The sequence below is a fragment of the Candidatus Methylomirabilota bacterium genome (assembly GCA_036001065.1).
GTDB lineage: Bacteria > Methylomirabilota > Methylomirabilia > Rokubacteriales > CSP1-6 > MNEF01.
The window spans coordinates 1-8,617 of the sequence record DASYUQ010000101.1 but is presented as its reverse complement, the minus strand read 5'-3'; the positions used below and the strand labels follow the sequence as shown (position 1 = coordinate 8,617).

General features: G+C 67.4%; 9 protein-coding genes and 1 pseudogene. 6 read left to right on the top strand and 4 right to left on the bottom strand.

Going from position 1 to position 8,617, the window contains the following annotated elements; all coding sequences use genetic code 11:
• Positions 1-552, bottom strand: a pseudogene (locus VGV13_09525) (ATP-binding cassette domain-containing protein).
• Between VGV13_09525 and VGV13_09520 the strand changes: the two are divergent.
• Genes VGV13_09520 through VGV13_09505 form a run of 4 tightly spaced genes read left to right on the top strand, consistent with a single transcriptional unit; the run spans position 470 to position 3,896 of the window.
• Complete coding sequence (locus tag VGV13_09520) at positions 470-931, top strand: hypothetical protein (protein HEV8641323.1); 462 nt, start codon at positions 470-472, stop codon at positions 929-931. The pseudogene VGV13_09525 and the gene VGV13_09520 sit on opposite strands and share 83 nt — an antisense overlap.
• Positions 928-1,401: a tripartite tricarboxylate transporter TctB family protein gene (locus VGV13_09515; GenBank protein ID HEV8641322.1), complete on the top strand. Its 474-nt coding sequence runs from the start codon at positions 928-930 to the stop codon at positions 1,399-1,401. The genes VGV13_09520 and VGV13_09515 overlap by 4 nt, the downstream gene beginning before the upstream one ends.
• Positions 1,402-1,404: 3 nt before the next feature.
• Entirely contained in the window at positions 1,405-2,925 is a 1,521-nt protein-coding gene (locus VGV13_09510; GenBank protein ID HEV8641321.1) for a tripartite tricarboxylate transporter permease, read from the top strand.
• On the top strand, positions 2,922-3,896 hold the full coding sequence (locus VGV13_09505; protein HEV8641320.1) for a tripartite tricarboxylate transporter substrate binding protein: 975 nt from the start codon (positions 2,922-2,924) through the stop codon (positions 3,894-3,896). The genes VGV13_09510 and VGV13_09505 overlap by 4 nt, the downstream gene beginning before the upstream one ends.
• 129 nt (positions 3,897-4,025) lie before the next feature.
• On the opposite strand, the gene VGV13_09500 is transcribed toward VGV13_09505, so the two are convergent.
• Positions 4,026-4,775, bottom strand: coding sequence for a 3-oxoacyl-ACP reductase family protein (locus VGV13_09500; protein ID HEV8641319.1), 750 nt, complete (start codon positions 4,773-4,775; stop codon positions 4,026-4,028).
• 280 nt (positions 4,776-5,055) lie between these two features.
• Here VGV13_09500 and VGV13_09495 point away from each other — a divergent pair, with 280 nt between their 5' ends.
• Both VGV13_09495 and VGV13_09490 read left to right on the top strand, forming a co-directional pair.
• Entirely contained in the window at positions 5,056-6,000 is a 945-nt protein-coding gene (locus VGV13_09495) for an aldo/keto reductase (protein HEV8641318.1), read from the top strand.
• A 7-nt stretch (positions 6,001-6,007) separates the two neighbouring features.
• The gene (locus tag VGV13_09490; GenBank protein ID HEV8641317.1) at positions 6,008-7,321 is read left to right on the top strand and encodes an MFS transporter; all 1,314 of its coding nucleotides are present in this window, start codon (positions 6,008-6,010) and stop codon (positions 7,319-7,321) included.
• 162 nt (positions 7,322-7,483) lie between these two features.
• On the opposite strand, the gene VGV13_09485 is transcribed toward VGV13_09490, so the two are convergent.
• Positions 7,484-7,729 carry a zf-TFIIB domain-containing protein gene (locus VGV13_09485; protein HEV8641316.1) on the bottom strand — a complete coding sequence of 82 codons (246 nt, stop codon included), beginning with the start codon at positions 7,727-7,729 and terminating at the stop codon, positions 7,484-7,486.
• Positions 7,730-8,191: 462 nt separating this feature from the next.
• On the bottom strand, positions 8,192-8,617 hold a 426-nt coding region (locus VGV13_09480; protein ID HEV8641315.1), incomplete at its 5' end, for a hypothetical protein.

The window sequence follows — 8,617 nt, the reverse complement described above, 5'->3', positions numbered from 1 at the left end:
CGACGAAATCCGCCACGAAGCGGTTGGTCGGCCGGTTGTAGATCTCCTGAGGCTTGCCGACCGCCAGGATCTTCCCGGCGGTGATGCGCAGCTGTCGCTGGAGCTGGCGAATCTCGAGCCGCATCTCCTCGCGCAGCTTCGCGTCGAGGTTGCTGAGGGGATCATCGAGGAGCAGCACCCGCGGCCGCTTGACCAGGGCGCGCGCCAGCGCAACGCGCTGCTGCTGGCTACCGGACAGGCGCGGGCCGAGCGATCCTCGAGCCCCGAGAGCCCCACGATCTTCAGGACGTCGGCCACGCGCTCACGGATCTCCGCCCGGGGCCGCTTCTCCACCACCAGCGGAAACGCCACGTTGTCGAAGACGGTCATGTGCGGCCAGATGGCGTAGCGCTGAAACACCATCCCGATCGCGCGCTTGTTGGGGGGGACGAACACGCGCCGCGCCGAGGACAACACGGGCTGGTCCCCGATGACGATCTCTCCCGTCTCGGGTTTCTCCAGTCCAGCCACGCAGCGCATGGTGGTGGTCTTCCCGCACCCGCTCGGCCCCAGCAGCGTGAAGATCCGACCCTCGGGAATCTCGAAGCTCACGCCGTCCACCGCCGCCAGCCGGCTGCGTTCCGTCTCGAACGCCGACGGCTTCGCCTTCACGCTGGAGCCCGGGAACAAAGAGCGGGTCAAGCAGAGCATTTCGAGACATCTGAGGCTTGAAAAGGCGGGCGAGCTCGAGGAAGCTTACAAGGAAGGCGTGGAGGGCCTCACCTCCAACCCGGTCCCATCACTGGACGATGGCGCCATGGTCCTCAAGCTCATGGCCGAACTGGAGATCAACAAGGAAGCGGCGCGGCTCAAGCCCGCGGACATCATGGACTCCAGCATCGTGGAGAAGCGGTCGCGGGAAGGGGCGCTGGACCAGTTGAAGAAGCGCTGAGGAGGACACGAAAACTGAAGACCGGCGACATCGTTTCCGGCGCGGCGCTGGCCGGGCTCGGCATCTACATCGTCGTGGAAGCGCGCCGGTGGGAGTACCTCGGCGCCGATGGTCCGGGAGCGGGGTTCTTCCCATCGTGGTACGGCCTGGCGATGATCGCGCTGGGACTGCTGCTGGTCGCCACCCGGGCGGTGCCGCATGGCGCGGGGGCCAGGGACCGAGGAGTCGACTGGCGCCCCAGCGGCAGGGCGATCACGACCTGGGCAGCATTGGTGGCGTGCGTTGGCCTGATCAAGATCCTCGGGTTCCTGTGCTCGTTCGCCCTGTTCACGTGGTTCGTGGTCGCGGTGATGTACCGCCGGCCGATGCTTCCCGCGCTCGCCGTGGCGGTGGGCGGGGCGCTCGGCTTCTATCTGCTGTTCCCGGTGGCGCTCAACGTGTCGCTCCCGACCGGCTGGTTGGGTTTCTGAGCGGTGGACGTCGCGACGAGTCTGCTCCAGGGCTTCGCGGTCGCGCTGGCGCCGATCAATCTGCTGTGGTGCTTCGTGGGCGTGTTCCTGGGCACCGTGGTCGGCGTCATGCCGGGACTGGGGCCGCCGGCCACGATCGCCATGCTGTTGCCGCTCACCTTCCAGATGAACCCGACCAGCGCCCTGATCATGCTGGCCGGCATCTACTACGGCGCCAAGTACGGCGGCTCTACCACCTCCATCCTGCTCAACGTGCCCGGCGAGTCGGCGTCGGTCGTCACCTGCCTCGACGGCTATGCGATGGCCAAACGCGGGCGCGCCGGCGCCGCCCTCGGCATCGCGGCCATCGCCTCGTTCATCGCGGGCACCTTCGGCGTCATCGCGCTCATGCTCATCGCGCCGCCGTTGGCCCGCTTCGGGCTCGCCTTCAGCGCCCCCGAGTATTTTGCGCTGATGTGCCTGGGGCTGGCGATGGTGATCCTGCTGGCCGGCAAGTCGCTCCTGAAGGCGCTGCTGGCGATGCTGGTGGGCCTGTGGATCGCCGGCATCGGGACCGACCTGTTCACGGCAGACTCGCGCTTCACCTTCGGCCGCACCGACCTGCTCGACGGCGTGGACTTCGTGGTGGTGGCCGTCGGCGTCTTCGCCCTGGGCGAAGTGCTGGGCAACATGGAGACGCGCGAAGGGGCGCCGATGCTGCCGGTGCCGAAAGGCCTCCGCAACCTGTTGCCTTCGCTCACCGAGCTCAAGGCCTGCCGCTTCGCGTTCCTGAACGGCTCGGTGATCGGCTTCCTGATCGGCGTGCTGCCGGGGGCCGGCTCCACCATCGCCTCCTTCATCTCCTACGGCATCGAGAAGGCGGCGTCGAAGCACCCGGAAAAGTTCGGGACCGGCGTGCCCGAAGGGGTGGCCGCTCCCGAAGGCGCCAACAACTCGGAGACCGGCGGCGCGCTGGTGCCCATGCTCACGCTCGGCATCCCCGGGTCGTCCACCACGGCGATCCTGCTGGCGGCCCTGATCCTCTGGGGACTCAAGCCCGGCCCGCTGATGATCCAGGAGAACCCCACGCTGTTCTGGGGACTGGTGGCCAGCATGTACATCGGCAACGTGCTCCTGCTGGTACTGAACATTCCCCTCATCCCGCTGTTCGCGCAGATTCTGAGATTGCCGGTCTACGGGCTCTATCCGTTGATCTTCGGCATCTCCATCGTCGGTGTCTACAGCGCGTCCAGCAGCCTGTTCGACGTCTGGCTGCTGGCCGGCTTCGGCCTGCTCGGCTATCTCATGCGCAAGCTCGATTATCCCGCCGCGCCGCTGATCCTGGGCCTGGTGCTGGGCGACAGCATGGAACGCGCGTTCCGGCAGTCGCTGATGATGTCCCAGGGCCATCTGTCGATCCTCGTGTCGAGACCGATCGCGGCGGTGATGCTGGGTCTGGCGGCGATCGTCCTGGTCGTCCCGCTGCTCAAGAATGCCAATCCTTGGACACGCACGCGCGTGAACGAGGGAGGAGGAGCGCCATGATTCGCACGTCCCTGGTCGTCCTGCTGGCGTTCGCGGCGAGCCCGCCCATCCCCGCCGCCGCCCAGACGTTCATGCCGAGCAAGCCGATCGAGTTCGTCGTCCACACCGGTCCCGGCGGCGGCAACGACCTGCTGGCCCGGTTCATCGCCACCGCGATGGAGAAGGAGAAGCTGCTGCCGGTGCGCCTGCAGGTCGCCAACAAGCCCGGCGGCGGCGGACTGACGGCGCTGGCCTACCTCGCGGAAAAGCGAGGCGAGACGCACACCATCGCGACGTTCACCGGCGTCTGGATCACGAACCCGCTGATGCGGGCGGAAGCCAAGGTCACCATCAAGGACGTCACGCCCGTGGTGCGGCTGATGATCGAGCCGGCGCTGATCGCGGTGAGGAACGACGCAACCTACAAGACGCTCAAGGACTTCATCGACGCCGCCAAGCAGAATCCCGGCCAACTGAAGCAGTCGGGCGGCTCCATCGGCAGCCGCGACTGGCTCGTCCGCCAGCTGCTCACGAAGCACACCGGGGCGCAGTGGGCCTTCATCTCGTTCCCGGGCGGCGGCGAGCGCATCAGCGCCCTGCTCGGCGGCCACGTGAACCTGATGGTGATCGAGCCGCAGGAGGCCGGCGAGCACATTCGCGCCGGCAACATGCGCGTGCTGGCCCAGGTCGCCGAGAAGCGCCTCCCCGGCTTCCCCAACGTGCCGACACTCAAGGAGGCGGGCTTCGAGCTGCCCAACCTGCCGGTGGTGCGCGGGATCGTCGCGCCCCCCGGGACCCCGCCCGCGGTCGTCGCCTACTGGGAAGACGTGTTCGCCAGGGTGGCGCAGACGGCGACCTGGAAGAAGTACCTCGAAGACAACCAGTTCGAGGAGGGCTTCCAGCGAAGCGCGGAGTTCAGCGCGTTCATCGACCAGTTCTCCGGGCAGATGCGCGGCATCCTCACGGAGGCCGGCATCAAAGTCGTGCGCTGAGCCAGCGTCCGGTGAACGACCGGGCAAGGTGGGTCGCGGTGGTGGGCGACCGCGTCTTCGGCATCTCCGGCGGGCCGCGGCCCGGCGGGTCCGACTCGTGCGCGAACGAGGTCTTCCGGCCGTGATCGCTCAGTGGACGCTGGAGCCGCCGTCCACGACGATCGTCTGTCCGCTGACGAAGTCGCTCTCGTCCGAGGCCAGAAAGATGAACGTTCCGACGATGTCCTCCGGGACCTCGGCCCGCTTCAGCATCCGCATCTGGATGTTCGCCTGCTTCCGCTCCTCCGAAATGTTCTTCTCGTTCTCGCCGCTCAACGTGAACCCGGGCGCGATCGCGTTCACGCGGATGCCGAACTCTCCCAGCTCGCGGGCGAGCGAGCGGGTGAACCCCACGACCCCGCCCTTGGACGTGGTGTAGTGGATGTAGTGCGGGACGCCCTTGAAGAAGGTGCTGGAGGCGATGTTGATGATCTTGCCCTTGCCCTGCGCCTTCATCGCCGGGAACACGGCCCGCGCACACAGAAAGAGCCCGCGGAGGTTGACCGCCATCACCCGCTCCCACTCCTCCACCGGGATCTCCGTGAAGGGACGCCGCTTGAGGGTGCCGTAAATCGCCGCGTTGTTCACCAGCACGTCGATACGGCCGAACCGCGCGAGCGTCTCGGTGGCCAGGCGCTGCGTGTCCGCCTCGCGCGACACGTCGCACTCGATCCCCAGGGCCTGCGCGCCCCGGGCTTCGACCTCTTTGGCCGTGGGCTTCGGGTCGGCGATGTCCGCCACCACGACTCGCGCCCCTTCCGCGGCCGCGCCCAGGCAGTACGCCCGGCCAATGCCCTGCGCGCCTCCCGTGACGATGACGACCCTATCTTTCAATCGCATGGTGCCTCCTCGCCGCTGTCCGCGCGCTCGGATCTCGTCCAGCCACCGGCCGGCCGTTGACGCCTCCCGCTGCCCGCGCGCAGAGAAGCCATAGCGCCGCGCCGCCCGGCCTGTCAAGACGGTACTCCTCGGCGGAATAGAGTTCGCGCGACTCCTGCTCACACCGGATGCGCCCCCTGGATCGCGCTCGACCTGCCGCGGCGGAGCAGTGGGGCGCGCGCGGCGGGACAGGCCAGGTACGATGAGGGCGGGGGATGAGAAGACTGTGTCGAGGTGAGCCGTGACCCATGAACGACACGAGGCCGGGCGTCTCTCGCGACGGGCGGCGCTGGCCCTGATGGCGACCGCCGCCGCCCGCGCCGCGGGACCTGGCACGGGTGCGGCCCGGGCCGCTCAGGCTATGCTCACGCGCCCCGTCCCGTCGAGCGGCGAGCTGCTCCCCGCCGTCGGCCTGGGGACCTGGCGCACGTTCGCCGTGGGCGCCGCTTCCGCCGATCGCGAGCCGCTCCGCGAGGTCTTGCGCCGCTTCGTCGGGCTGGGCGGGCGCGTCGTCGACTCGTCACCGATGTACGGGGCGGCGGAGACGGTCGTGGGCGACCTCGCGGCGGAGCTGGGGCTTCTGGCCACGCTCTTCGTCGCGACCAAGGTGTGGACGACCGGGCGGGAGGCCGGCCGGGGCCAGATGGAGCGCTCGCTCCGGCGCCTCCGCGTCGCGCGCCTCGACCTGATGCAGATCCACAACCTGGTGGACTGGCCAACCCACCTCCGCACGCTCCGCGACTGGAAGGCGGCCGGTCGCATCCGCTATCTCGGCGTTACTCACTCTATGGCGAGCGCGCACGGCGAGCTCGAGCGGGTGATGCGCAGCGAGCCGCTCGACTTCGTGCAGCTCAACTACTCCCTGGCCGAGCGCGAGGCCGAGCGCCGGCTCCTGCCCCTGGCCCGCGACCGCGGCATCGCCGTGCTCGTGAACCGTCCCTACGCCGAGGGCGCGCTGTTCCAGCGGGTGCGGGGACACCAGCTCCCGCCCTGGGCCGCGGATTTCGACTGCGCGAGCTGGGGCCAGTTCTTCCTCAAGTGGGTCCTGGCCCACCCGGCGGTCACCTGCGTGATCCCGGCCACGAGCAAGCCCGACCACCTCACCGACAACATGAGAGCGGGCGCCGGCGCCCTGCCGGACACCGCCGCCCGGGGGCGCATGGCGGCTCACCTCGACACGCTGTGATGATGCCGTGATCCTCCGCCGCGTCGTCGACGTCCGGCCCGAGGAGGTACGCGCGACGCTGATGGCCTGCGCGTACTTCTTCTTCGCCCTCTGCAGTTGGTTCATCCTGCGCCCGATCCGCGACGAGATGGGCGTCGCGGGCGGGGTGTCGAACCTGCCGTGGCTCTACACGGGGACGATGGCGGCGACGCTCGTCGCCAACCCGCTGTACTCGTCGCTCGTCGTCAGGTTCCCGGTGAAGCGCTTCATCGCCATCGCCTACCGCGTCATCATGGCGCTGGTGATCGGCTTCTTCCTCCTCTTCCAGGTGTGGCCGCAGTACGACCTCTGGATCGGGCGGGCCTTCTTCGTCACGTCGAGCGTCTTCAACCTGTTCATCACCGCCATCTTCTGGTCGTTCATGGCCGACCGCTTCCGGTCCGATCAAGGCAAGCGGCTCTTCGCGTTCATCGGCGTCGGGGGCACCGTCGGGGCGATCGTGGGCTCGGCGGTGACGGCGGCGCTCGCCGAGCGCGTCGGCCGCCTGGCGCTCCTCCTGGTGGCCGTCGCGCTGCTCGAGGTCGCGGTCCAGTGCGTGCGCCACTTCCCGGCCACCTTCCGCGAGTCCGAGGACCCGGCCCGCGAGCAGCGGGCCGAGGAGGAGCGGCCGATCGGCGGCAGCGCCTGGGCCAACGTGACCCACGTGCTGCGCTCGCCCTACCTGATCGGCATCTGCGGCTTCATGCTCCTCTTCACGATCGGATCGACGTCGCTCTACTTCCACCAGGCGGATCTCGCCGGGAAGGCGTTCCAGGACCGCGCCGCCCGCACGGCCTTCCTGGCGCGGATGGACCTCGCCGTCCAGTCGCTCACGGTATTCTTACAAGTCTTCGTCACCGGGCGGCTGCTGCGCGCGATCGGCGTCGCGCCGACCCTGGCGATCCTGCCGGCGGTCAGCGTCGCGGGGTTTGCCGCGCTCGGCGCCGTGCCCGTGCTCCCCGTGCTCGTCGTCTTCTTCGTCCTCCGCCGCGCCCTCAACTTCGGGCTCACCAACCCGACGCGCGAGGTGCTCTTCACCGTGCTTCCGCGCGAGGACAAGTACAAGGCGAAGAGCTTCATCGACACGTTCGTCTACCGCGGCGGCGACCAGATCGGCGCCTGGTCGTATGCCCTCCTCCTCGGGCTGGGGTTCAGCCAGTCGGTGATCGCCTGGACCGTGGTGCCGCTGTCGGCCGCATGGCTGGCGCTGGCGCTCTGGCTCGGCCGGAGACAGGCGGCGCTGGCGGGGAGGGAGCCTCAGGCCGGCTCGCTTCCCGGCGCGCCGCTGCCGGCACGGGTGTGAGCGGCTCGTCGGCTCGCTAGCTTGGCCGCCGCAACTCGAGCGGGAGGTATCGGAGAGGGATTTGAAATAGTGGCCCCGACGGTGACAGGTACGATCTTGCGATGATCGCGAGCCCGTACAGCTCGTTCCCGCAGACATGGATGTGCTCCACCGGTTGCGAAATTAACTGAAGATCCTCCGGACGCCGCTGAGGAAGCCGGTGTCCTCGGCCACCACCTGATCGAGCTCGCCGAAGTCCAGCCACACCCCCTGGCAGCGCGAGCACTTGTCCAGCTCGACGCCACGATACGGGACGGGGATCAGCTCGCCGGCACACTTCGGGCACCGTCCCCGGGCAAGGGCGAGGATGCGCTGTCGTTCTTCTTCGGCCGCCTGGGTTTCCCGCATCTCCTCCACGCGGTCGAACACGATGTTCTGGTCATGGCTCCCGTATGGGAGACGGCCCCGGGCGGGAAGCCACGCGTCAGGTGGCGCTGGAGGCTATCGGGGACAAATCGGAAATCGAAACGGCATCACGGATGTTCACGCACCTGCTGCCGCAGGATGATCTCATTCTAATCATTCTGAAGGCATGGTCCCCGAGTTCCTGGATACGGATATCTTCAACCTGTCGACTGAACACTGGGACATCGACCTCGCACGTTTGACCTGGGAATTATCTTATTCTGGATTGATGATGTTTCTCTCCTGCAGCTAGTGCCGTTCCAACTATTCGCGCCTAGGAAGGCACCGTGTACGTCGTTCGTGGACAGATTTAGTATCAACAAGTTGGAACGGCACTAGGCAAGAGTGGTGAGCCGCGCGGTCCGAAGGGGAGGTAAACCCGCCCTTCAGGAAGTGCGCGGCAAAGCTCAAGAGCACGTGCCCATCTCATTTCTTGATAAGAAGTTCAAGCCCATCGGCGCATGCTCGGGCTACAGCATAGCCGGCCTTTTCTTGCCCGGGCATCTTATCCCAGCCACCTTTTTCAATGACTTCAGCTCGCTGCCAGCTGCTTACTTCCCCGAGTTCTTTAAGTTTCTTTTCAGGGTCCGATTGCTTCATAAATTGCGCGACGCAGATCGCCGCCTGACTCGCCAAGACCGCCTCTTTGGTCATCGTGTGGGTAGTGCCGGAGGTTGTCCAGCCACCCCACGCAAAGCCGATGATCATTGCGATGACTGCCCCACAAATAAGGCCCCAGACTCCATACTTGATCTTCGCTGCAGTCTCTGGCTTCATTGACAAGACCTCCTGTACCGGGATTTCCCGATATATGGAGCCATTCCGCCTCTCATGGCGGCGTCCACCGAGCGG

What these genes read in the sequence shown, in the direction of transcription:
- VGV13_09520 (HEV8641323.1), top strand. Translation starts at nt 470, where the DNA reads ATGACGATCTCTCCCGTCTCGGGTTTCTCCAGTCCAGCCACGCAGCGC.
- VGV13_09505 (HEV8641320.1), top strand. Translation starts at nt 2,922, where the DNA reads ATGATTCGCACGTCCCTGGTCGTCCTGCTGGCGTTCGCGGCGAGCCCG.
- VGV13_09500 (HEV8641319.1), bottom strand. Translation starts at nt 4,775, where the DNA reads ATGCGATTGAAAGATAGGGTCGTCATCGTCACGGGAGGCGCGCAGGGC.